The sequence below is a fragment of the Streptomyces noursei ATCC 11455 genome (assembly GCF_001704275.1).
GTDB classification, from domain to species: Bacteria; Actinomycetota; Actinomycetes; order Streptomycetales; family Streptomycetaceae; genus Streptomyces; species Streptomyces noursei.
Genome location: NZ_CP011533.1, coordinates 8566316 through 8587353 on the forward strand (window position 1 = coordinate 8566316; position 21038 = coordinate 8587353).

General features: G+C 71.2%; 20 protein-coding genes and 1 pseudogene. 9 read left to right on the forward strand and 12 right to left on the reverse strand.

What is annotated here, in order from left to right:
* Positions 1–272: 272 nt before the first annotated feature.
* The 5 genes from SNOUR_RS36455 to SNOUR_RS36470 form a co-directional block, all read right to left on the reverse strand.
* Complete coding sequence (locus SNOUR_RS36455; RefSeq protein WP_312634894.1) at positions 273–980, reverse strand: hypothetical protein; 708 nt, start codon at positions 978–980, stop codon at positions 273–275.
* A gap of 5 nt (positions 981–985) precedes the next feature.
* On the reverse strand, positions 986–1567 hold the full coding sequence (locus SNOUR_RS36460) for a methylated-DNA--[protein]-cysteine S-methyltransferase (RefSeq protein WP_079143102.1): 582 nt from the start codon (positions 1565–1567) through the stop codon (positions 986–988).
* Positions 1568–1828: 261 nt separating this feature from the next.
* Positions 1829–2023: a hypothetical protein gene (locus SNOUR_RS46610; protein WP_143179712.1), complete on the reverse strand. Its 195-nt coding sequence runs from the start codon at positions 2021–2023 to the stop codon at positions 1829–1831.
* A gap of 913 nt (positions 2024–2936) precedes the next feature.
* Positions 2937–3413 carry a nuclear transport factor 2 family protein gene (locus SNOUR_RS36465; RefSeq protein WP_067355720.1) on the reverse strand — a complete coding sequence of 159 codons (477 nt, stop codon included), beginning with the start codon at positions 3411–3413 and terminating at the stop codon, positions 2937–2939.
* An 84-nt stretch (positions 3414–3497) separates the two neighbouring features.
* Positions 3498–4880, reverse strand: a complete 1383-nt coding sequence (locus tag SNOUR_RS36470; protein ID WP_079143103.1) for a serine hydrolase domain-containing protein — start codon at positions 4878–4880, stop codon at positions 3498–3500.
* Between the two features lie 389 nt (positions 4881–5269).
* Between SNOUR_RS36470 and SNOUR_RS36475 the strand changes: the two genes are divergently transcribed.
* Complete coding sequence (locus SNOUR_RS36475) at positions 5270–5500, forward strand: DUF6296 family protein (RefSeq protein WP_067359080.1); 231 nt, start codon at positions 5270–5272, stop codon at positions 5498–5500.
* Between the two features lie 60 nt (positions 5501–5560).
* Here the strand turns inward: SNOUR_RS36475 and SNOUR_RS36480 are convergent, their stop codons facing one another.
* The 4 genes and pseudogenes from SNOUR_RS36480 to SNOUR_RS36495 form a co-directional block, all read right to left on the reverse strand.
* The gene (locus SNOUR_RS36480; protein WP_159425991.1) at positions 5561–5821 is read right to left on the reverse strand and encodes a hypothetical protein; all 261 of its coding nucleotides are present in this window, start codon (positions 5819–5821) and stop codon (positions 5561–5563) included.
* A 146-nt stretch (positions 5822–5967) separates the two neighbouring features.
* Entirely contained in the window at positions 5968–6663 is a 696-nt protein-coding gene (locus SNOUR_RS36485; RefSeq protein WP_067355724.1) for an aspartate/glutamate racemase family protein, read from the reverse strand.
* A 52-nt stretch (positions 6664–6715) separates the two neighbouring features.
* Positions 6716–8059 (reverse strand): cytochrome P450 family protein, encoded by a 1344-nt coding sequence (locus tag SNOUR_RS36490; protein WP_079143104.1) that lies wholly within the window; start codon positions 8057–8059, stop codon positions 6716–6718.
* Between the two features lie 260 nt (positions 8060–8319).
* Positions 8320–9087 (reverse strand): annotated as a pseudogene (locus SNOUR_RS36495) (ATP-binding protein); the annotation flags it as partial.
* 304 nt (positions 9088–9391) lie between these two features.
* Here SNOUR_RS36495 and SNOUR_RS36500 point away from each other — a divergent pair.
* On the forward strand, positions 9392–10117 hold the full coding sequence (locus SNOUR_RS36500) for a Mut7-C RNAse domain-containing protein (RefSeq protein ID WP_067359082.1): 726 nt from the start codon (positions 9392–9394) through the stop codon (positions 10115–10117).
* A gap of 189 nt (positions 10118–10306) precedes the next feature.
* Here SNOUR_RS36500 and SNOUR_RS46615 read toward each other — a convergent pair whose 3' ends face one another.
* Positions 10307–10471, reverse strand: coding sequence for a hypothetical protein (locus tag SNOUR_RS46615; protein WP_159425992.1), 165 nt, complete (start codon positions 10469–10471; stop codon positions 10307–10309).
* A 583-nt stretch (positions 10472–11054) separates the two neighbouring features.
* On the opposite strand from SNOUR_RS46615, the gene SNOUR_RS47555 reads away from it, so the two are divergent.
* Complete coding sequence (locus SNOUR_RS47555) at positions 11055–11843, forward strand: hypothetical protein (RefSeq protein ID WP_067355729.1); 789 nt, start codon at positions 11055–11057, stop codon at positions 11841–11843.
* A 178-nt stretch (positions 11844–12021) separates the two neighbouring features.
* A complete protein-coding gene (locus SNOUR_RS36515) occupies positions 12022–12720 on the forward strand; it encodes a class F sortase (protein ID WP_079143107.1) in 699 nt (232 codons plus the stop codon).
* A gap of 153 nt (positions 12721–12873) precedes the next feature.
* Here SNOUR_RS36515 and SNOUR_RS36520 read toward each other — a convergent pair whose 3' ends face one another.
* Positions 12874–13596 (reverse strand): hypothetical protein, encoded by a 723-nt coding sequence (locus SNOUR_RS36520; RefSeq protein ID WP_312634922.1) that lies wholly within the window; start codon positions 13594–13596, stop codon positions 12874–12876.
* 156 nt (positions 13597–13752) lie between these two features.
* Between SNOUR_RS36520 and hemC the strand changes: the two genes are divergently transcribed.
* Both hemC and SNOUR_RS36530 read left to right on the forward strand, forming a co-directional pair.
* The gene (gene hemC / locus SNOUR_RS36525; RefSeq protein ID WP_067355731.1) at positions 13753–14688 is read left to right on the forward strand and encodes a hydroxymethylbilane synthase; all 936 of its coding nucleotides are present in this window, start codon (positions 13753–13755) and stop codon (positions 14686–14688) included.
* Positions 14689–15144: 456 nt separating this feature from the next.
* The gene (locus SNOUR_RS36530) at positions 15145–15618 is read left to right on the forward strand and encodes a carboxymuconolactone decarboxylase family protein (RefSeq protein ID WP_067355734.1); all 474 of its coding nucleotides are present in this window, start codon (positions 15145–15147) and stop codon (positions 15616–15618) included.
* Positions 15619–15678: 60 nt separating this feature from the next.
* On the opposite strand, the gene SNOUR_RS49685 is transcribed toward SNOUR_RS36530, so the two are convergent.
* Entirely contained in the window at positions 15679–16044 is a 366-nt protein-coding gene (locus tag SNOUR_RS49685; protein ID WP_470710447.1) for a hypothetical protein, read from the reverse strand.
* Here SNOUR_RS49685 and SNOUR_RS36535 point away from each other — a divergent pair.
* The 3 genes from SNOUR_RS36535 to lpdA all read left to right on the forward strand — a co-directional run bounded on the left by SNOUR_RS36535 (position 16024) and on the right by lpdA (position 20909).
* Positions 16024–16578, forward strand: a complete 555-nt coding sequence (locus SNOUR_RS36535) for a MarR family winged helix-turn-helix transcriptional regulator (protein ID WP_067355735.1) — start codon at positions 16024–16026, stop codon at positions 16576–16578. The two genes, SNOUR_RS49685 and SNOUR_RS36535, sit on opposite strands and share 21 nt — an antisense overlap.
* On the forward strand, positions 16575–19154 hold the full coding sequence (locus SNOUR_RS36540; protein WP_067355738.1) for an MFS transporter: 2580 nt from the start codon (positions 16575–16577) through the stop codon (positions 19152–19154). Before SNOUR_RS36535 ends, SNOUR_RS36540 begins: the two co-directional genes overlap by 4 nt.
* A 354-nt stretch (positions 19155–19508) precedes the next feature.
* A complete protein-coding gene (gene lpdA / locus SNOUR_RS36545; RefSeq protein WP_067355741.1) occupies positions 19509–20909 on the forward strand; it encodes a dihydrolipoyl dehydrogenase in 1401 nt (466 codons plus the stop codon).
* Positions 20910–21038: the final 129 nt, after the last annotated feature.

Below are 21038 nucleotides of genomic sequence, written 5' to 3' on the forward strand. Positions count from 1 at the left end.
CGGGGAAGGGGACGGGGGCGGGGGCGGGGGCGGAGGATGGTGACGGGACGGGGGATGGCTGCTTGCCGTCTGTGTTTGCCGTCTGTGTTTCTCCTGACTTCTCCTTGCTTTCAGCCTGCCATGGGATGGGGCGGGTGGGGACGGCGGTGGGATGTCCGGTGGTGCTGGGGTGGGTACTGGGGTGGGTACTGGGGTGGTGCCGGGAGGGTGCTGGAGGCTCTCGCTCCCTGCTTCCCGAGCCGTACGAGCCATCGGGGGATTCCGCGATGCGCTCAGGGCCCGCCGGGTGAGGGGGCGGGGGGGGTACCCGGAGGGCGCCGCGTGACCCAGCCCCGGTCGATGAGCCAGGTGCCGCCGTCGGCGGAGACGCCCCGCATGCCCTGGAGTGTCGCCGGACCGGCCAGGGCGACGAGACGGGAGTCGCCGAGCGATGCGAAGCCGTAGGTACGGGCCGGCTCCCAATCGGTGCTGTGGCAGAGCCGGCGGCTCATCTGGGCCCAGCCCAGAGGTGCGGCGGCGACCACCCAGGCGTCCGGCCGATCGGCCGTGAAGCGCCGCGCGGGGCGCAGCCAGGATGCGGCGTGCTCCGGCCAGTCGACCACCGCCAGGACGGTTCGGCCGGCCGCTCGCCATGCCTCCGCGCATGCCGCGGCGGCCGCGATGGACGCATCGTCCCGGCTGTGTCCGATGGTGACGGTGAACGGGGCGCTGGGGCGACGGCGACGCGAGTGGCGGGTGTGGTGCGCACCCGGCAAGCCGTCCGACCCCGGCGCCGTCGGGACGGGAGGGGAGAGCAAGAGGCCGAGCAGCGTGGAGAGATCGGCGTCGGTGTGGGGGATGGGGGAGGAGAACGGCTCGTATGTGTCCGTCTCGTCCCGCGGGATGAGGGGCGACGGCACGCCGCGGAGGGCGGTGGTCGGGGAGGTGCCGCACGCGGCGGCAGGCGGGACGTCCATGGCGATCGGCGGGGAGTCGCTCACGGCGATCAGACGAGGGTGGGTTGGAGGGCGCCCTCGTGCGTCAGCAGCGCGATCTTGCGTTCCACGCCGGCTGCGTACCCTCGCATTCCGCCGTCCGCGCCGATCACCCGGTGGCAGGGCCGTACGACCAGCAGCGGGTTCGCTCCGATCGCGGCTCCCAGCGCGCGGACGTCGGTACGCGATACGCCCAGGGCATCGGCGAGCCGGCCGTATGTGGTCGTGGCGCCGTACGGAATTTCGTCCAGGGCCTGCCAGACGCGTTCCTGGAAGTCCGTCCCCGTGACGTGAAACGACAGTTCGAAGCGGGGCAGTTGGCCGGCGAAGTAGGCCCGCAACTGCCGGATGGCCTCGGTGAACGGGCGGGCGTCGCGGCGCCAGTGTGCCCGTACGACGGCAGCGCCGCGCTGTCCGGGGAGGGAGAGCGAGGTCAGAGCAATGCCGCCGGGCGCGGTGGGGGAGTCCACGCCGACGAGCAGCAACTCGCCGAGGGGACTGTCGAGGGTGGTGCAGTAGGTCACGGTGGTGGGCGCCGAAGCGGGGGCGGGCGTCGAAGCGGGAGTGACCGTGTGGCGGGTGCTGGTGCGCATGGTGCGTCCTCGTCGTGCTGATACCGGGGCTTTCTTCGAGTCTGCCGGTATGCGGACGCAGCTACTGGCGGAAATCGGACGTGGTGGTACGGGGCGGGTGGGTTGAGGAGCGCCCTGACCTCAGGCGCCTACACGTGCCGGGATTGCAGATGCTCCGGCCCTCTATGGGGAGGCCCTGGCGGCCCGCCGGGCCGGGGTGGGGCGGGGTAGGGCGCCAGGGCCGTCGTGCAGGTGTCCTCGTCCGTGCGTGGGTGCTCTGTACTAGGCGGCCTCGACGACCTCCGTGACTTCGGCGCGCACCGCCAGCGTCCAGATCTCCAGGAGTGCCGCATAGTCCGCCATGTCCTGCGCAGTCCAGGCCAGACCGTGCCGGGCGCGCACAAAACGCCGGATCGAATCGTTGGCCTCGGAAGCGGCAACGGGCGTACCCGTATGGGCAGAAGGAGTTGCGGACATGTGAGACATGCTAGGGGCAGCCACTGACAACGCTTCCCCGCGTTCTTCAGCCATAGCGCCCCCGAGCGGGCCCCACTGATCGTCCTGACTCCACCTCAACTCGCTGACCAGCAAAGACTGTCAGCACCTCGCCCTCCCCTCGCTGCCTGCATGTGTCCATTCCCACACGCTCCGCGTTCGCCCCACCCTGTCCGCCCACACTCGAACCGTCAACAGGGCGTCGTGCGATCCGGCCTCCGAGGCCGGGATGGGGGGCGCGGCGGTGGCGAGTCCGCTGTGCCCTGCCCCTGTTCCTTCCTTCTACCCCTCCCGCCCCCTTCCCCCACCCCCCACCCCCTCCTCCTCCCGTTTCCACTTTCTTTTCCTCTTCCTCCACTCGTGCGCGCCTCGTCTGCTCGTGCACACCTCACCTGCTCGTGCGCGCCTCCTCCACGCGTGCGCGCCTTCTGCACGTGTGCGCGCCTCCTCCCCGCTGGTGTTCGTCCGCTGCACGGCGGCGCCGATCTCAGGTCGCACCCACGGCGGGTGTACTGCTGTTGGGCGTTCCCCAGATCGGGTGGTGCATCGTGCTGGGGCCCGGTGTGGGGCGGGGTGAGGATCGGGGGCGCGGGTGTGCCGGTGGTCGCCGCCCGCCTGGCCTGGACGTGCGGACGTGGACAGGTACGCCGTCTTCGTACGTGGCCTGTGCGCACCGGCACGGGGCGGCGTTGTCAGTGGTCGCCCGTACGGTGGTCCCCGTATCTATCCGAGCTGCTGGCGCCTCTCGGACCCGCCCCGCTTCCGTGATATCGCGCGGGAGCGGGGCCTTTCCTTCATTCCTGGCTCTCGTCTTGCTCCCTTCTCTCTCTTCTCTCTTCTGGCTTTCTCCGTCATGCGGTGGAGGGCTGAGTCTCCGGCCCTGTCTCGCTCCGGCTCAGGTGTCGCTCGGAGGTGCGAGGCGTGCTGTGTCGGCCCCGAAGGCCAGATGAGTGGTGCGGGTGGCCAGTAGCCAGGTGTTGTCGACCTTGCGGAAGGTGTCCTCGTAATGGCCCACGTTGGTGGGGAGTTGTGACGGCACGATGCCCTCGACGAAGCCGTCGACGCGGTAGGTGGTGAGGTAGGAGGTGGCGGTCGCTGTCGTGGCGGAGGTGACGGAGACCAGGATGTTCGTCATCAGCCGGCGGGAGAGACGGTCGGCCGGGCGGGAGCCGAAATATTCGCGCAGCGCCTCGCGGCCCTCGATGCGGCGGTGACCGTGGGGCCACTGCCAGACGCCGTCGTCCGTGAAAAGTTCGGCCACGGAGCTCGGGTCGCCGAGGTCGAGGCGGTGGATGAAGCCGAGGATCAGACGTTCGCAGGCGCGCTCGGCGAGCAGCCGGTCGATGGGGGCGAGCGCTTCATCGTTGTTCATATGCAGTCCTGGATACCTTCGGTTGGGTGGTGGTGAGTCGCCTGCAACGTGCAACGTGGCATGTGCGAGAGGTGCGTTGCGGACCTATCGGGAGTGTTGTCCTGGGGCCGAGGCGAGGGGAGCGGTTCGAGTGGGCGCCAGGGGACGGTCGATGGTGTGGCTGGCCGTGGTGCTGCATATGGCCTGTGCCACGTGGGCGTCCATGGCCGCATCGATCGGGTTCGGCAGGGGCCGGTTGTTGGAGTCGAGCTGCTGGTAGCGGGTGAGGTTGAAGCCGAGGGAGATTTGGCGGCGCCCGTCAGGGCTGGACCAGGACCAGGTCATGGCGCCGGCTACCAGACCGCTGTGGCCCCAGAACTCTCCGCAGGGCGAGGTCGTTTGGAGCAGACCGAGGCCGTAGCGCGCGGTGGAGCCCGCGATGGGCACGGTCGTCTTCATCTGGCGCAGTTGCGCCGGAGGGAGCAACTCACCGCCCAGCAGGGCCCGGTAGAAGCGATCGAGGTCGGGCATCGTCGATACGAGGGCACCGGCCGTGCCGGCCCAGGACATGTTGTAGACGCTGAAGTCACGCGGCGGATCGAAGGCTCCGTTGGCGGCCTCGTACATCTTCGCGTGCGGTCCGGAGAGGGAAGGCGAGTGGGGGAAGCAGGTGTGCCGCAGACCGGCCTTTCGGATCACGTGTGCGGTGATGTAGGACTCGGGGGACTGGCCGGTGACCTGACGCAGCAGGAGGCCGGCGATGATGTAGTTGGTGTTGGAGTAGTGGTGCGCCTGGCCCGGCTTGCCGAACGGGGGAGCCTCGATTCCCAGACGGGCCAGTTCCTCCGGGGCGAATTGGTGGAAGCGATTGCCTTCCACGCTGTCCGAGGTCGCGAAGATCGATGCGCTGTAGTCGGCGATGCCACTGGTGTGGTTGAGCAGCATCCGGACGGTGATGGCCCGGCCGCGCTCGCCCGTTATGAGGTCGGGTAGATAGCGGTCGATCGGTGCGTCGAGGTCGATGTGCCCCTTGCCGACTTCCCGGAGTACGGCGACCGCGGTGAAGGTCTTGGTGATGCTGCCGATGCGGTGCTGCATCTGCGGGGTGACAGGGCGTCCGGTGCCGATGTCGGCGACTCCGGCCGCGCCTTGCCAGCTGTCGGAACCGTCCCGCACGGCCGAGTAGGCGCCGTACATCCCCGCGTCGTGGAATGCCCGGAGGGATCTCTCCAGAGCCTGGTGGTCCAGGGCGGAGGGGCGGTCGGGGCGGGTGAGGTGTGTCGCGGCCGAGGCTGAGACCGAGATCAAGGCGGTGGTGGCGGTAGCCGGTGTGCCGGCGTATGCCGCCTGTGGCCGTAAGGGTGAGGCGGCGGCCGGCGCGGAGGCTGCGGAGACCGCGGTGGGGAGGGCGAGGAGGGATAACGCGGCGATGGCGGCGGTGAGGATCAGTCGGGGGCGGCGGTGCGGTGGACGGGGGTGAACGCGCATGGTCGCTCCGGGAGTTCGGCGCCTGGAGGCGCGCGGATATCGGGGTATTTCGTACATCGGTGTTTCATTGCCTTGATTCTCGCCTCGGCTCGGCTGGGGGACATCAACCCACGGGTCGACCTTGATCCCGGATTTCGGAGGTGGGAGTAGGAGCGTGGTGTGACCTGGAGTGGTGGCGGCCGTCGGTGCGGGCAGCTCATGCAGCTCATGCCGCCCAGCGGCCCCATGCGGCCCCTGCGACCAATTTATTGACGCTTCAATGAACTGTGGTGAGGCGTGGTGCCCGGGCGTGGGTCAGGATGGAAGGGCCGGGGCGCTGCGACGTGCGCAGTGGCAGTGGGGCGGCGTCCTTGGCGGCAGAACCCGCAGAGCAGTATCGGGAGGCCCCGATGGATTACCCGGAACGCTATGAGCTGGTATTTCAGGCCCCCGCGGTGGAGGACGACGTGGTCGTCGTCCGGCGTACCGACCAGGCGGGAGCGGGCGGGTATCCGATCTACGAAGACGAGTCGGGGATCGTCCGCGCGGAGATCAGTGACCGGGGCGAGGTCCGTATGGTGGCGAGCGGTGGGCACCAGGCGCCCCGTACCCCTCTCCTGGCGAGAGTCCTGAGCCCGTAACGCTCGGTGAACGGGGCGGATCGGACGGCCGCCAGGCATCGGCATCGTCGCCGGGAGTTGTCAGAGCCCCCGCAGGTGCGAGCGTCGCGGGCGCGGGAGCCGGGGCGAGGCGTCCGCCTGTTGCGCGTCCGCAGCGGCGGCGGCTTCAGGATCGGACTCGGACTCGGACTCGGAGACGGAGGTGAGGTCGGGGTCAGGATCGGGACCGGTGGTGTCTCCCTCGGTGGCATCTCCGCGAAGAACAGCCATGGCGCGTTCCAGGGTCTCTCCGGTGACTTGTATCCGGATCCGGGCCAGGCGTTCCAACTCGCTGTGCGACACCACGTCAGCGTACCCGCCGATGTGACAAATGAGGGCTGCGAGATGTCATGGGGGCCTTGGTGCCGGGCCCAACGCCAGCGCGCGGTCCCGGCGTGCTCAACGCCAGCGCGCGGTCCCGGCGTGCTCGGGGCGTCGTCCCGGTGACGTCACGGTGTGGTCAGTGCGCGGGAGACCGCGGCCTCGGCGTGCAAGCGGGTGGTCGGGAAGACGGGGACCGGGCTGTCCTGCGGGCGGATGAGGAGCTCGATCTCGGTGCAGCCGAGCACGATGCCCTCGGCTCCGGCGGCGATCAGCTCGTCGATGACGGCGCGGTAGGCGTCGCGGGACTCCTCCTTGACCACGCCCAGGCACAGCTCCTCGTAGATCACGCGGTGCACGATCTCTCGGCCGGCGGCCTTCGGGACCAGTACGTCCAGGCCGTGGCTCGCGAGGCGACCGCGGTAGAAGTCCTGCTCCATGGTGAATGCGGTGCCCAGCAGCCCGACGCGGCGGACTCCCCGGTCCCGTACGGCCTCCGCCGTGGTGTCGGCGAGGTGCAGCAGCGGGACGCCGACCGCGGACCCCACCCGGTCGGCGACCTTGTGCATGGTGTTGGTGCAGAGCAGCAGAAGCTCCGCGCCCGCCGCCTCCAGCGCCTTGGCGGCCTCGGCCAGGATGTCGCCGGCCTCGTCCCAGCGCGCCTCGGCCTGGAGGCGTTCGATCTCCGCGAAATCCACCGAGTAGAGCACGCACTTGGCGGAGTGCAGCCCGCCCAGTCGCTGCCGCGTCAGCTCGTTCAGCAGGCGGTAGTACTCCGCCGTGGACTCCCAGCTCATGCCGCCGATCAAACCGATGGTCTTCATCGGGACACTGTCGCACAGGGCGGCCGGCGGACCGATACCGGCCGGTCGACGGCTATCCGTCCCAGCGGATCGGGAGCCGGTCCATGCCGCGCATGAGGAGACCGGTGCGCCAGTTCGGGGCGTCGGCGGCGGTGTCCAGGGCGAGGCTCGGGCAGCGGTCCAGAAGGGAGCGGAGGGCGATCCGGCCCTCCAGACGGGCCAGCGGCGCACCGAGGCAGAAGTGGATGCCATGGCCGAAGGCGACGTGGCCGCGCGGATCGCGGGTGATGTCGAAGTCGTCGGCGGCGGCGAACCGTTGGGGGTCGCGGGAGGCCGAGGCGAGGGAGATCAGCACGGGGGAGCCGGCGGGGATCACGGTGCCGCCGAGCTCCACCGGCTCGGAAGCGCAGCGCCAGGTGGCGGTCTCCACCGGGCCGTCGTAGCGGAGCATCTCCTCGACGGCGTTGTCGAGCAGGCCGCCGTCGGCGCGCAGGGCGGCCAGTTGGGCGGGGTGCTCCAGCAGGGCCCGGACGCCGTTGGCGATCAGGTTGACCGTGGTCTCGTGGCCGGCGACCAGCAACAGGAAGGCCGTGCCGATCAGTTCGTCGCGGGAGAGCCGGTCGCCGTCCTCGTCGCTGGTCCGGATCAGGGCGCTCAGCAGTCCGTCGACCGGTTCGCGGCGCTGGGTCTCGATGAGGGCGGAGAGGTAGTCGGACATCTCCTGGGTGGCCCGTACGACCTCCTCCGGACCGGTCGGCGAGACGAGTTCGTGGGACCAGGCGCGGAAGGACTCGCGGTCGATCGACGGGACGCCGAGCAGTTCGCAGATGACGGTCATCGGCAGGGGGAAGGCCAGCGCCTCGATGAGGTCGGCTCGGCCGTCCGGCTCGGCCAGCATCGCGTCGAGGAGTTCGTCGGTGAGGTGCTGCACGCGAGGGCGCAGGGCCTCCACGCGGCGGCTGGTGAACTCCTTCGCCACCAGTTTCCGCAGCCGGGTGTGGTGCGGCGGGTCCACGTCCAGCATGTTGGTGAACAACGGCGCCTCGCCGACCACGCGTTGCAGGTCGGCGCTGCTCCAGTCCTTGCCCAGGCGCGGATCGGCGAGCGCGGCGCGGACCGCCTCATGGCCGACGACCAGCCATGAGTCCTGGTCGTACGGGGTGCGTATCCGGTGGACGGGGCCCTGCTCCCGCAGCTTGGCGTAGTACGGATACGGGTCGGCGACGAAGTCCTGGCCCCAGGCGGGCAGGTCGATCACCGTGGACGCCCCGGAGTCGGGCGACGGATCGGTGAACGGGGAGCGCCGCGGCGCGGAGGTGTCGGAGCCCCATGCGTCCCCTGAGCCCTGTGGGGCCTCGGAGATCTGAGGGGTCTGCCCGCCCGGTGGGGCCTGCTGGGTCTGCGGATGCTCCGGCATGTGCCGTCCCGCCTCTCTCGACTCGCAACATGTCTCGACGTGCCACAACTCTCGGTGCAGATCCGCACCTTGCGGCCCGGCTGCTGTGCTCACCGTACGCACGCCCGGCCGGTGGCATCGTCGTCCCAGCGGAGGAGGCGCAGCGGGTGACCTCCACCCTGCGCAGTGCGGTGGCGTCATCGGGGTGGGGGAGGGGGGATCGTCTGTCGGCGGGATCGTGCGGGCCCGTGGCGGAGCGGGCTCACCCCGGCGGTGAGGTCTCAGCAGCGCGCATGGGCGGTGATGTCGGCGCCGAATTCGTCGATCATCGCCGGGGTGACGGTCGGCCGGCACTGCGCGATCGCGGCGAGGTAGTCCTCGGCGCTCGCGCCAGGCCGGCCCTGGGGCCCCGTCCCGCCGCCGAGCGCCTCCAGATCTCGTTCGAACGACGCCTGGGCGGCCACCCGCGCGGTGTGCTCGATGTCCGCCGGGGTGAACAGCTCGCTGGCCGCGACCAGCGCCGGGATGTCCACGTCGGGTCGCCCCTCGGTGTACCGGGACCAGATCGCCGCCCGCGCGGCCGGATCGGGTGTGCCGATCGGAATCAGGTAGTCGAAGCGCCCCGGGCGCAGGAACGCCGGGTCGAGCGAGCGGATGGAGTTGGTGGCGCAGACCAGCAGGCGCTCGTCCCGCTCCCGGAATCCGGCGATCAGTTTGAGCAGCTCGTTCGTCACCCCGTGCAGACCGCCCGGCTGCGCGGGCTCGGTGCGGACCGGTGCGATCTCCTCGACCTCGTCGATGAACACCGGCACCCGCTCCAGCTCGGCGATCCTGGCGAACGCGCTGCGCAGCGCCGCCGCCAGGTTGCCCTCGTCCGCCAACCGGGACGGCAGCAGCTCGACGAACGGCCAGCTCAGCCGGGCGGCGATCCCACGGGCGAAGGTGGTCTTCCCGGTACCCGGCGGACCGAACAGGGCGATCGCCCGCGGTGGCCGGACCCCCTGCCGGGCGGCCCGCTCCGGCTCCGCCAACGGCAGCACCACCCGCCGCCACCTCGCCGCGTTGCCGAAACGCCCAGATAGCTCCGCTATCGAGCCGCTCCGGCGCCTTGCGATGCACCGCACCAGACGCCGCGGCCTTGCCGCCCCTGACCCATCGGACAGGCCCTGGGGGCGGCAGTCGGATGGGGCCTGCTCCACCGTGCACAATCCGCCGGCCGTACCGCTACGGTCCGTATGTGGCGCCGCGCGGCCGGATACGACACCGGAGGTCGCCGCCTCCCGTCGCCGTCCGCGCGCCCGCCCCGGGGAATCCGCTGGCTGCCGCGACCCGGCCGGTGCCATGCTGTGCGACGTGAACGGACCCGAAATCGCCCTGAGCATCGCCCCTGAACTGCACCTCTTCGTCGGAGCGGAACGCACCGCCCGCCGCGCTCCCCTGGTGACCGACGGCGCCGCCACGCTCGGCCACGTCATCGAGTCGCTGGGCGTCCCGCTCACCGAGGTCGGGCGCGTGGTGGTGGACGGTGCGCAGACCTCCGTCGCGCACATCCCGAGTCAGGGCGAACACATCGAGGTCCACGCCGTCGAGCGACCGCAGCGCGTCCCCGGCGCACCGCTGCGGTTCCTGCTCGACGTGCACCTCGGCACGCTGGCCCGCCGACTGCGGCTGCTCGGCGTCGATGCGGCGTACACCAACGAGGACCCCGGCGACGCCGCGCTTGCCGCGCGCTCCGCCGAGGAACGGCGGGTGCTGCTCTCCCGCGACCGGGGGCTGCTCCAGCGCCGGGAGATCTGGGCCGGTGCCTACGTCTACAGCGACCGCCCCGACGACCAACTCCGGGACGTGCTCGGCCGGTTCGCCCCCACGCTCGACCCCTGGACCCGCTGCACCGCATGCAACGGCCGCCTGGCCGCCGCAGACAAGGACGCCGTCCAGGAGCAGCTCCAGCACGGCACCCAGCGCACCTACGACGTCTTCGCGCAGTGCACCGCGTGCGGCCGGGTCTACTGGCGCGGGGCTCACCACGCCCGCCTGGAGGCGATCGTCGAGGAGGCGCTGCGGGCCGCCACCGGCTGAACCGCGCGCCCCGCCTCACCCCGCGCCCACCGCCCGCGCGCATTCCTCGATCCGGGCGAGCGTGCCCCGGTCTCGATGCGCGGATGACCGGCCATACCCAGCGCCCGCAGTCCGGCCACCAGGTCGGCATCCCCATGCCGGCGGGTGGCCGGATCCCGCCGGATCTCCGCCATCAGGCCACTGTCGGCCTCAGCCGCCGCCGGACGAGGCGCCACCAGGCTTCCCGCCCCTCCTGCCGATCAGCATCTGGTCGTCGTTCCCCGCGAACAGCGCCGCGAGGAAGGCGTGTTGGGGAATTCCCAGTCGGTCGCCCCACTCGGCGGCGGCCGCCGGCAGGTGATCCGGCGAGAGCACGCCGCCGATGTCGATCAGGATCGCGGGTGGGTCCGGATCTCCCTGATGTCCGATGCCATGCTCCGTCCTCCGGCGTCGGTGTCGCGTCGGCACCTGGCACGCCGGGCCCGGTCTCTCCCGGACTGTCCGACCCCCTTGCCCAGTTGACGTCGCATCAGAACGCGCCCGGTCAGGCGTCGCACGGCGTGGACGTCCGTGATCCCGCCCGGCCGGTGCCTGGCACGCCGTGCCGACGACCGACCCGGCCCCGTCCGCCCGCGACGACAGGGCGTGGTGCGACCGACGGGCGGCGGGCACCCGCACCGCCCCTGCCGCGGGGCCCGTCGCGCTTGCCGGACGCCCGCCCCGGGCCCCTTTAGACCCCCTCTAGCCCACCTTGATGACGACACGCCGGAGCCACGCGCCGTCCAACGGGTGAATACCTCGTCTTCCGCCACCCGAAGAGCCGATGTTGTCCCCCGAATGCGGCGTTCTCCGGTGGTGCCGAGCCCGATTCCGACTGACGGTGATCACGTCGCTACTGCGATCCGATGTGCCGACGAAGTGTCAGCCTTCGCAGTCGCGCCGAAAGGAACATGACTCCATGCGCACTGCCCGCACTCTGTTCGCATCCGCCGCCATCACGGCGGTGCTCACTATCACCGCACCCACCGCGAGCGCCATGGGCCTGGTCCAGGACTTCGCGCCGGGCAGCGGTACCTCTGTCAGCGGCGACGACCACGGCCGGGGTGACAACGACCACGGCCGAGGTGGGGGCCGCGACCACGGCCGCGGCGGCTACGGCCGTGGCGATGGCGGCTACGGTCGCGGTGACGGCGGCCACGGCCGCGGCGATGGCGGCTACGGTCGCGGTGACGGCGGCTACGGTCGCGGTGACGGCGGCTACGGCCGTGGCGATGACGGCTACGGCCGCGGTGGCAACCACTGGGGCCGCCGTCCGCACGGTGGCGTGCACACCGGTGGTGGCGCGCTGGCCACGTCCGTGATCGGTGACTGGGACAACGACTCCGGCGACGGCCACGGCCGCGGCCACGGCCGCGGTGGGGACCGTGACCACGGCCGTGGCGGCGACCGCGACCACGGCGGCTACGGCGGCTACGGCGATGGCGGTCACGGCCGCGGTGACGGCGGCTACGGCCGTGGCGACGGTGGCTACGGTCGCGGTGACGGTGGCTACGGCCGTGGTGACGGCGGCTACGGCCGTGGCGGCGACCACTGGGGCCGTCGCCCGCACGGCGGTGTCCACACCGGTGGCGGCGGCATGGCAATGTCCGGCAGCGGCCTGGCCGCCGGCTCCGTCCTGATGCTCGGTGGTCTCGGTGCTGGTGCCTACATGCTGCGTCGCCGCAACACGTCGGGCACCGCGGCCTGATAAGGCTGCCCCCTCCGGAGGTCGATGTGCAGTCGCGGCCACCGTCCTCGCCGGACGGTGGCCGCGGCGATTCCGGGTTCGCCGCCGCGGTGCCGCGCGTCCCGCGATCACCCGCGTGTCGTCCGACGACGTCGCGCCCCCGCCGCACCGTGCCCCACCCGCTCACGAAAGGCCCCTCATGACCGCCCAGCAGTCGCCCCAGCCGAATCCGAACCCCGATCCCGCTCCACCTGAGAAGACCGCCGCAGCCCGCCCCGTGGGACGGGGCGCGATCTGGGCCGCCGGAGCATTTCTGCTGGGTGCCTTCCTCATCTACAACTCCGTGGACACCTCGGCGGACGCCAAACCACAGTCCCACCACGCGCCCGCCGTCACCGGGCACCACACCAGGCCGGCCACCGACCTGACGCTGCCCCGCTCCGTACCGAAGCGGCTGACGATTCCGGAGATCGCCGTGGACGCGCCCTTCACGCCGCTGACCCTGGCCGAAACCGGACAGCTCAACCCGCCCCCGGCCGCCGACAAGAACCTCGTCGGCTGGTACCAGGACGGCGCCACCCCGGGGGAGCGCGGCGCGGCGATCGTCGCCGGACACGTGGACACCAAGACCGGCCCGGCGGTCTTCCTTCAGCTGGAGACGCTCAAGCCCGGCGCCACCGTCGAGATCACCCGCGAGGACGGCATCGTCGCCACGTTCCAGGTCGACTCCGTGGAGACCTTCAGCAAGGCGAACTTCCCCAACGACCGGGTCTACGCGGACACCCCGGACGCCCAGCTCCGCCTGATCACCTGCGGCGGCTCGTACGACCACAAGGTGAAGGACTACATGGCCAACGTGGTGGCCTTCGCCCACCTCGTCTCGTCGAAGCACGCCTAGCCGATCCACCGCGTCGTGGGTCCGCCCGCGGCCCGACGGCCGGGAGCCCGGACCGGTCCACCGCCGGTCCGGGCTCCCGGCCGTCGGGGCGGGCGGCCAGGGCGCACCCGGCCCCGACGGACACGCGGCCGGAGTGCCGTGGCGGCCCCGTCGTCATGACCGCACGCGGCCGTCCCAGCGCCACTGCGTGCGGCGCGGATGCCCGGGGAGCGCGGTGCGCCCGGTGGCCCAGAGCAGCGTCGGCCAGGGATCGGAGCCGACCGGGGCGTCCGGGAATAGCCGGGCCAGGACCCGCGCGCACACCCCGGCCGGCGGATCCCAGTCGAGCCCCAGCCCCGCGGCCAGATCGTGGGTGTGGACGACCGTCTCGACGATCCCCATCGCCGCGAAGCCCTCCGGGTCCGAGACGCCGAAGACATGGTGGGCGCGCACCTGCGGGGGAGTGGTGCGCACCATCGCCACCAGCAGCGCGCCGCACGCCTCCAGGGTCTGCAGGAGCCCGGCGGGCCCGGCGGCACGATCGGCGTGCACCGCGTTCGCCGGGCCACCGGGACGCTTGCGGTGCCAGGAGAACGGCACCTCGCGGTCCAACGGCGGTGTTCTGGGCCCCAGTTGGGCGGCGTAGGAGAGCAGGTCGTCACTGAGGTGCTCGACGGTTTCCCAGCAATCCCAGTCCAGCGAGCCGGCCTTGGCGCCGCTCTCCCAGGCAGTGGTGGGCGCGCCGCGCAGGAGTTCCACCGCGAGCCGCACGGCGTCGGCGAGATCGTCGGCGGTCACCGGGCCGTCGGCGGTGACGGGAGCCGGGGCGATGGGGTCCGGGCGGACGGGAGACGACGGTTGATCTCCTGCGGTCCGGCCGCTGCTTGAACGAGACATGCCGGGACGGTACCGCGGGTGACTGGCGGGGGTCGGACTGGGCCAGGTGGTCCCGCCGGCCACCCGTCCGCATACCGGAGCGGGGGCGACGCGACGCACTCGAACTCCGACGCGCTGTCGGTAACTGTCCGTATTTGACGGTCTATCATCGGCGCCATGTCCGCCCCAGAACTGATTCGCATCGTCTCCCGTGACTCGCCGATGGCCCTGGCCCAGGTGGAGCGCGTCCGCACTGAACTGGCCGTGCTGCACCCCGGCGTCGCCACGGAGGTCGTCCCCGTCAAGACGACCGGGGACCGGTGGATGGGGGCGCTCTCCCAGGTGGAGGGGAAGGGAGCGTTCACCAAGGAGGTCGACGCAGCCCTCCTGGCCGGCGAGGCGGACCTCGCGGTGCACTGCGTCAAGGACATCCCGGGCGACCGCCCGCTGCCGGCCGGGACGGCGTTCGCCGCCTTCCTCAAGCGCGACGACGTCCGTGACGCGCTGATCCACCCGGGCGGGCTCACCCTCGACGAGCTGCCCGCCGGCACCCGGATCGGCACCTCCGCGGTACGCCGGATCGCCCAGCTCGCCGCCTCGCACCCGCATCTGGAGTGCGTGCCGATGCGCGGCAACGCCAACCGCCGCATGGAGAAACTGGCAGCCGGAGAGGCCGACGCCCTGTTGCTGGCCGTCTCCGGACTGGAACGGATCGGCCGCACCGACGCGATCACCGAGATCCTGCCGGTGGACGTGATGTGCCCGCCCATCGGCGCGGGCGTCCTGGCCCTCCAGTGCCGCGAGGATGACACCGCCACCATCGACGCCGTCAGCGGCCTCGGCGACCCCGCGACGTACCGGGAGACCATGGCGGAACGGATGCTGCTGCACGTCCTCCAAGGCCACTGCAACAGCCCGATCGCCGGGTTCGCCACCACCGACCGGAGCGGCGAGCTCTCCCTGCGGGCCAGCGTCTTCACGCCCGAAGGCAAGACCGTCCTGAAGGCACACGAGTGGGCCGGCCCGCTGACCCCCGAGACGCTGGGGACCTCCGTCGCCGTGGCGCTGCTGCGCCAGGGCGCCCGCGAACTGATCGACGGCATCGCCCACTGACGCTGGCTGTCACTGACCGTCGTACCCGCTCGGCGTCGAGCGGGTGTCCGCGATCGCCCGATGCCGTCGCCGTTGCTCGGTCCGCGGCGGAGTGTCCATCGCGGGTGTCCACGCAGGCGCGAGGTGATGCCCGGCCGCACCGGAAAGCGGTAATTCCCTTCCGCACGCGGGGTGTTGGTGCCGCCGTGCCCCGTCGCCCGCCGCCGGGCCCTGCTGAGGATCGGCTCACATCCGGCGACGATCGTTCGCGCGTGCGATTCTGGGCTTAGCGTGCGCTGCGGCCGATCCGGCCGATCCGGCCGGTGGCCGGACGGCTGGGCCCGAACGCCGGCGCCGTCGATGGTCCCGGCTGCGGCGCAGGCGGGGAGACGCAGGTCACATTCCCGAGGGTGTCACAACATGCGGGAGCAAGGGGTCCAAGGGGCGTAACCGCGAACATCGACCCAGGAGTGCATCATGGAAGCCCGGTTGAACGTCATGGCCAGCCCGGTCGCGGCCAAGGCCATGAAGCACATCATCGCGGCGCACAAGGCGCTCGACGATTCGACCCTGCCGGCCTCGACGCGTGAACTGGTGATGCTCCGCGCCAGCCAGATCAACGGCTGCGCCGGGTGCATCGACATGCACACCAAGGACGCCGCCGCGGCCGGGGAGACCTCGGTGCGCCTCAATCTGGTCGCGGCCTGGCGCGAGGCCACGGTCTTCACCGACGCCGAGCGCGCCGCGCTGGAGCTGGCGGAGGAGGGCACCCGCATCGCGGACGCGGCCGGTGGCGTCGGCGACGAGGTCTGGGCGAACGCCGCCAAGTACTACGACGAGGACCAGCTCGCCGCCCTGGTGACCCAGATCGCCGTGATCAACGCCTTCAACCGCGGGAATGTCATCACCCGGCAGCCCGCCGGTGACTACCAGGCCGGTCAGGTCCACTGACGGGGCGCCGCGGCCGGCGGTGTGGCCCGGCGCCCCGCCTTCGTCGGTCGTGGACCCGGTTCAGGACTGTGGGCGCTTGCCGTGGTTGGCTGCGTGCTTGCGTCGGGTCTTCTTCTTGCGGCGACGCTTCGACGACATGGGATTCTCCCTTCCGTTCGAGGGGGCCGATTCGAGCATTTCGGCATATCTACCACTTCGCCGAGATTTTCCATCGGGGGAGCGGTGATGGTGTCGGACGGCGCGCGACGGGCCGCCCCGCTGTCGTACCCCGCGATGAAGTGGACTCGTGGCCAGCGGTACACTCTCGCAGCCGCTATGCTTGCTGGATACAAGCAACGTATCCGGTGGTTTCGACCGGATGACGACAATCACGCATGCACGTATGTAGTGCGAAGGATCACGACGATGAGCAACGGCGCGGTCCATGCCTGCGATGGGGCGGGGGTCTCGGAGATCACCGTCGCGTCGAGCCTGGATGAGGCGGCCGCAGGGCTGGGGACGGAAATGGTCCGTTTCACCCGGCTGATCGCGGCCTGGAAGCAGCGGGTCAAGCACGACGCCGGCGCCGCCGACCGGGTGCTGCTGGCCAGGTTGGTGTGCGGAGGGGACCAGCGGGCGACCGATCTGGCCGCCGACGCGTTCCTGGACCTGTCCACGGTCAGCCGGCAGGTGCGCTCGCTGGTGGAGCGGGGTCTGGTCGCCCGACGTCCGGACCCGGAAGACCGACGCGGTTCGCTGCTGACCGCCACCGAGGCGGGGCGGGCCCGCTTCGAGGACTACCGGCGTCAGCGCGACGCCGAGCTGGCCGGGATCCTCGAATCCTGGTCGCCGCAGGACCGGGCCGACCTGATCCGGCTGATGAGCCGGCTCAACGCGGACCTGGCAGAACGTCAACACGCACGGCCGGGCCCCGGGGGAGACCAGGGCACCACCGTGGAACAAGGAGAGATACGTAGATGAGCACAGCCACCTCTCCGCCAGGGGCGCAAGCCAAGGCGATACCGGGGGCGGGGGTCCTCAGCCACCGCCAGATCCTCACCATCCTCAGCGGTCTGATGCTGGGGATGTTCCTTGCCGCGCTCGACCAGACGATCGTCAGCACCTCCATCCGCACCATCGCGGACGATCTGCACGGACTCAGCCAGCAGGCGTGGGCGACCACGGCGTACCTGATCACGTCGACGATCGCCACCCCGCTGTACGGCAAGCTGTCCGACCTCCACGGCCGCAAGCCCTACTACCTGGCCGCGATCAGCATCTTCGTGGTGGGCTCGGTGCTCTGCACCTTCTCCACCTCGATGACCGAACTCGCCGCGTTCCGCGCCATCCAGGGCCTGGGCGCCGGCGGTCTGATGTCGCTGGCGCTGGCGATCATCGGTGACATCGTCCCGCCCCGCGAGCGCGCCCGGTACCAGGGCTACATGCTCGGTACGTTCGCCACGTCCAGCGTCGCCGGCCCGCTCATCGGCGGCGCGCTGGCCGGCCAGGCCACCCTGCTCGGCATCACCGGCTGGCGCTGGGTCTTCCTGGTCAACGTGCCGATCGGCATCATCGCGCTGTTCGTCGTCGCCAAGGTCCTCAACATCCCGCACACCCGCCGGAACCGCCGCATCGACTGGTGGGGCGCGTTCACCATCACCCTCGGTGTCGTCCCGCTGCTGCTCGTCGCCGAGCAGGGCCGGGAGTGGGGCTGGACCTCGACGCGGTCGATCACCTGCTACGTCGTCGGCGTGGTCGGGATCATCGCCTGGGTCCTCGTGGAGCGGTGGATCGGCGACGACGCGCTGATCCCGATGCGGCTGTTCCGCAACGGCACCTTCAGCAAGACCAGCCTGCTGTCCGTGCTGATCGGCATGGGCATGTTCGGCGGGATGCTGATGATCCCGCAGTACCTCCAGATCGTGAAGGGCGCCAGCCCCACCAAGTCGGGCCTGGAGATGCTGCCGCTGATGGCGGGCATGATGATCGCCTCCATCGTGTCCGGCCAGATCACCGCCAAGACCGGTCGCTACAAGATCTTCCCCATCGTCGGCACCGCCCTGATGGTCGCCGCCATGCTGCTCTTCCACTACCGGGTCCAGTGGGACACCGCGCTGTGGGAAACCATGGTCTACATGCTGGTCTTCGGCCTCGGCCTGGGTGGCTGCATGCAGACCCTGGTGCTGGCCGTGCAGAACGCGGTCCCGCCGCAGGACATGGGCGTGGCCACCGCCTCCTCCACGTTCTTCCGTCAGATGGGTGCCACCGCCGGTACCGCGATCTTCCTCTCGGTGCTGTTCAGCACGGTCGGTGACAAGATCGGCGACGCGTTCAAGACCGCCGCGTCCACCGCGCGCTTCCAGAGCGCGCTCAAGGACCCCGCGGTCCTGCAGGACCCGGCCAACAAGCCGGTGCTGGACATGCTCAAGCACCCCACCGGCGGTGGCTCCTCGGGCGTGCTGAGCGACTCCTCGTTCATCCAGCACCTCGACCCGCGGCTGGCCGAGCCGTTCAAGCGCGGCTTCGCCGACTCCATGCACACCGTCTTCTTGATGGGCGCCGTCGTCGTCGCGCTGGCCTTCCTGCTGATGTGGTTCATCAAGGAGGTGCCGCTGCGGCAGATCTCCGGCCTCCAGGCACGGGCCCAGGCGGAGGCCGAGGCCAACGGCGAGGTTCCGCCGGCGGCGGAGACCGAACCGGCCACCGCACCGGCCACGGCGCCGGAGCCGGAGGCGGCGGCCACCGCGGCCATGCCCGCAGTGGGTGTCCCGGACCCCGGAGCGAACGCGTCCGGTCCCCTGATCAGCGGCACCGTGCGCGACAGCGGCGGCCGGCCGGTACCGCAGGCCGCGGTCACCCTGATCAGCGTCGGCGGGCGGCAGCTCGGCCGCACCACCACCGACGCGGACGGCGGCTACGCGCTGCCGACCACCGGCGCCGGCACCTACGTCCTGATCGGCTCCGCCGGCGCCCGCAAGCCGCAGGCGTTGACCGTCGTGGTGGGCGCCGAACCGGTCGTCTTCGACCTGACCCTCAGCGGCGCGGCCGGGCTGTCCGGCGAGGTCCGCGAGGAGAAGAACGACGACCCGGTGCCCGGTGCGCTGGTCGTCGCCACCGACGTCCGCGGTGAGGTCGTGGCCTCCGGGGTCGTCGGCCAGGACGGCGGCTTCGCGTTCAACGAACTGACCCCGGGCAGCTACACCCTCGCGGTCAGCGCGGAACGCCACCGTCCGTCCGCCCTCCAGGTGGAGGTGGCCGCCGGCAGCCGCAACTGGTACGAGATCCGGCTGACGCTGGGGGCCCAGGTCCGCGGCACCGTCCGCACCACACAGGGCGGCGCCGTCAACGACGCCCGGGTGACCCTGCTGGACCCCACGGGCAATGTCGTGGGCACCGCCACCAGCGGCCAGGACGGCGAGTACGTCTTCGCCGACCTCGACAGCGGCGAGTACACGCTGATCGCCAGTGGCTACCCGCCGGCCGCCGCCCCGCTGCGGCTGCCCGCCTCCGGGCAGGCCCAGTGCGACATCGAGCTCAGCCACGACTCGGTGAACTGACACCCGGCGCAGCGGCACCGGCCGTCACGGCACCAGCTGTCACGGCACCAGCTGTCATGGCACCGGCCGCAACGGCACCGGCCCAGGCCCGGCGACTTCGGTCGCCGGGCCTTCGGCGTAGGGGAGGCGGGGCACCGACGCGTACACGTCGTCGATCGACTCCGGCCCGGCCCCGCAGACACCGCACCGCGCCCCACAGGCACCGCACCGCGCCCCCCGCCTGGACCGCGACGCGCTGCGGCGCCGCCGGCCCCCGCCTAGGCTGCCGAGCATGAGCCAGCGAAGCCAGCAGAGCGAGCGAACGGGACGACGCACGCCCCGCGCGTGCGTGGGCGAGCGAAGCGGACCCGCGGCATGAGCACGCACTTCGACGTGGTGGTCCTGGGCGCGGGCCCAGGAGGGTATGTCGCAGCCATCCGCGCCGCCCAGCTCGGCCTGCGCACGGCGATCGTCGAGGCCAAGTACTGGGGCGGTGTCTGTCTCAACATCGGATGCGTGCCGTCCAAGGCCCTGCTCCGCAACGCCGAGATCGCCCACATCGTGGGCCGTGAGGCGAAGACGTTCGGGATGCGGGTCGAGGGGCAGGTCACGTTCGACTACCGCGAGGCGTTCCTGCGCAGCCGCAAGGTGGCCGACGGCCGCGCCAAGGGCGTGCACTTCCTGATGAAGAAGAACAAGATCGAGCAGTTCGAGGGCATCGGCGCCTTCATCGATCCGCACACCCTGCACGTCACCCTGGGCGACGGTCGCACCGAGACGCTGTCCTTCGGCCACGCGATCATCGCCACCGGCTCGGTCACCCGGTTGCTGCCGGGCACCTCCCTCAGCCGCCGGGTGGTGACGTACGAGGAGCAGATCCTCTCCGACGAACTGCCGCGCAGCATCGTCATCGCCGGGGCGGGCGCCATCGGCGTCGAGTTCGCCTACGTCCTCCACAACTACGGCGTCGAGGTCACCCTCGTGGAGTTCCTCGACCGCGTCGTACCACTGGAGGACGTCGAGGTCTCCGCCGAACTGGCCCGCCGCTACCGCAAGTTGGGCATCAACGTGCTGCCCTCCACCCGCGTCGAGGGGATCGACGACTCCGGGGAGCGGGTGCGGGTCACGGTCACCACCGGCGGCCAGCGCCAGACACTGGAGACCGACCAGGTCCTCCAGGCCATCGGCTTCCAACCACGGACCACGGGCTTCGGACTGGAGAACACCGGCGTCCGACTGACCGAACGGGGTGCCATCGACATCGACGGCCGGTGCCGGACGAACGTGCCGCACATCTTCGCCATCGGCGATGTCACCGCCAAGCTGATGCTGGCGCACGCCGCCGAGGCGATGGGCATCGTGGCGGCGGAGAGCATCGCCGGCGCGGAGACCATGGAACTGGACTACGTGATGATCCCGCGGGTCACGTTCTGCCAGCCGCAGATCGCCAGCTTCGGCTGGACCGAGGCGCAGGCCCGCGACCGGGGCTTCGACGTCCGGGTGGCCAAGTTCCCCTTCACCGCCAACGCCAAGGCGCACGGCATCGGCGAGACCGCGGGCTTCGCCAAGATCATCAGCGATGACCGTCACGGGGAGATCATCGGAGCCCACCTCATCGGCCCCGAAGTGACCGAGCTGCTCCCGGAGCTGACGCTAGCCCAGAAATGGGACCTGACCGTCCACGAGGTGGCGCGGAACGTCCACGGCCACCCCACCCTCGGCGAGGCGATCCAGGAAGCGGTACACGGCCTCGCGGGCCACATGATCAACATGTGACCGCAGCGCACCTCCGCCATCACGCCGACCAGCGAAAAGCCGGCTTGCGGGAGGTGCGGAGACGGGCTGTGGGAATTCTCCGTCCTTTGGACGGCAGCCGCCGGGTGACCTCGGGCGGCTTGACCTGCC

Bases quoted from the DNA above. Each gene is read 5' to 3' on its own strand.
- hemC (WP_067355731.1), top strand. From the start codon at position 13,753: ATGTCCGCCCCAGAACTGATTCGCATCGTCTCCCGTGACTCGCCGATG.
- lpdA (WP_067355741.1), top strand. From the start codon at position 19,509: ATGAGCACGCACTTCGACGTGGTGGTCCTGGGCGCGGGCCCAGGAGGG.
- SNOUR_RS36535 (WP_067355735.1), top strand. From the start codon at position 16,024: ATGAGCAACGGCGCGGTCCATGCCTGCGATGGGGCGGGGGTCTCGGAG.
- SNOUR_RS36490 (WP_079143104.1), bottom strand. From the start codon at position 8,059: ATGCCGGAGCATCCGCAGACCCAGCAGGCCCCACCGGGCGGGCAGACC.
- SNOUR_RS36540 (WP_067355738.1), top strand. From the start codon at position 16,575: ATGAGCACAGCCACCTCTCCGCCAGGGGCGCAAGCCAAGGCGATACCG.
- SNOUR_RS47555 (WP_067355729.1), top strand. From the start codon at position 11,055: ATGCGCACTGCCCGCACTCTGTTCGCATCCGCCGCCATCACGGCGGTG.
- SNOUR_RS36530 (WP_067355734.1), top strand. From the start codon at position 15,145: ATGGAAGCCCGGTTGAACGTCATGGCCAGCCCGGTCGCGGCCAAGGCC.
- SNOUR_RS36465 (WP_067355720.1), bottom strand. From the start codon at position 3,413: ATGAACAACGATGAAGCGCTCGCCCCCATCGACCGGCTGCTCGCCGAG.
- SNOUR_RS36520 (WP_312634922.1), bottom strand. From the start codon at position 13,596: ATGTCTCGTTCAAGCAGCGGCCGGACCGCAGGAGATCAACCGTCGTCT.
- SNOUR_RS36485 (WP_067355724.1), bottom strand. From the start codon at position 6,663: ATGAAGACCATCGGTTTGATCGGCGGCATGAGCTGGGAGTCCACGGCG.
- SNOUR_RS36460 (WP_079143102.1), bottom strand. From the start codon at position 1,567: ATGCGCACCAGCACCCGCCACACGGTCACTCCCGCTTCGACGCCCGCC.
- SNOUR_RS49685 (WP_470710447.1), bottom strand. From the start codon at position 16,044: ATGGACCGCGCCGTTGCTCATCGTCGTGATCCTTCGCACTACATACGT.
- SNOUR_RS36515 (WP_079143107.1), top strand. From the start codon at position 12,022: ATGACCGCCCAGCAGTCGCCCCAGCCGAATCCGAACCCCGATCCCGCT.
- SNOUR_RS36470 (WP_079143103.1), bottom strand. From the start codon at position 4,880: ATGCGCGTTCACCCCCGTCCACCGCACCGCCGCCCCCGACTGATCCTC.
- SNOUR_RS36475 (WP_067359080.1), top strand. From the start codon at position 5,270: ATGGATTACCCGGAACGCTATGAGCTGGTATTTCAGGCCCCCGCGGTG.
- SNOUR_RS46610 (WP_143179712.1), bottom strand. From the start codon at position 2,023: ATGTCCGCAACTCCTTCTGCCCATACGGGTACGCCCGTTGCCGCTTCC.